Consider the following 1,327-nt stretch of genomic DNA (forward strand, 5'->3'; position numbering starts at 1 on the left):
GCCATGGACGTAATACCTTTACTGCCTTCGACACGTAGCGTATTGAACTTAGACCCTACATATCCTTCTAGAAGTTGTGCAGAGCTTGACGTCCTCTTGAAGAATCGCGTGTTTCCGTCACTTGCCCTATATGCTGAAAAGTTATCAGAAGGAGATCCTTCGGCTATCGCGCGAGTTACAGGAGATCCTCTGCGAGGCAGAGCTGATACACGAAGGTTAGCGCAGATGTTGAAAAACGACAGAGTACTTGTGCAATCACATAATGATCTCTCCTTGCAAGAACGTGGTTCCGCATTTATTATACCGGATTTTGACCCTGCAAAATGTGAAGATGAAGATAATGTATGTAAAGCCGGGATAGCTAGGGCACGTTTAGCGGCAACGCTGCAGAATATGATCGGTGACCCTCATCTCCACACCGGAATAGTCGAAGCGATCGTGAGCATGTCTGACTTCGATAGAAGAGACATAGTGAAGTTATGTAAGGAGCTCGTATGCTCAACTGTACTCAGTAAGAAGTGCAGTGTGCAAGTTGTTGACGCAGGCTTACGTATAATACCAGATGTAGGGAGTGATGGAACTGGAACTCTGCGCCTGTATCAACATGTTCTTCTTGCTCCTACAGCATGGTGGACAACGAAACCTATTAGTGTACACTTGGTAGTGAGAAATGATTTTATCCTTCATAGAGATATTTCGGGTGCGTTAGCGTTCAGCATAACAAATGTCCGTTTTGGGCTAAGAACAGCTCGAAGTCCTGTTCTGGATAAAACATCTATGCTGCTTGAGTGTAATCTATCTCTTCTTGGTTTTTGCTGCACAGTGGATGTCAAACCTAGTGAGGAAGGCGTATATTCTGCTCGCGCACTACATTCAATGACTGCAGTACAACATCTCTATGGAGCAGCGTATTCATTTCCACTTGTTGATCCTTTAGCAAATACACGGAATGTCGTTGAAAGCCTATCGCTTTTAGTGCGCACAGGTATAACTGCATTCCTCGATTTATTCGGGGTAGATGGTATTGTAAGTAACCCCCTACTCTGCTTTGCTGATAGTCTTCATTATGTAGGTGACCATGTTGTAACCTCTGAAACTGACCTTTATGCTTTGGTCCGTAAAAACTGCCCGAAATATGAGGGCAACTTCGATGGTATCATATCGGAAGTTTTGTTCAATTCAACGGGGTTCTGGAATTTATGTAGATTCCTACGTCGTTCTATAGGTCCTAGTCTTGAAATTACACCTCTAGAGAGTGCGAGACGTGATGTATCTGAGGTAACTGCCTCAGGTCCCGAAGGCTTATTTACGACGCGACCTTATCTAG

Annotated in this window: 1 protein-coding gene; it reads left to right on the plus strand. The window is 44.4% G+C overall.

The features are described from left to right. The coding region (locus KPX09_RS05280; protein ID WP_249549304.1) for a hypothetical protein at positions 1-1,327 on the plus strand (1,327 nt) is incomplete at both ends.

Source organism: Anaplasma phagocytophilum (genome assembly GCF_023476575.1).
Classification (GTDB): domain Bacteria; phylum Pseudomonadota; class Alphaproteobacteria; order Rickettsiales; family Anaplasmataceae; genus Anaplasma; species Anaplasma phagocytophilum_A.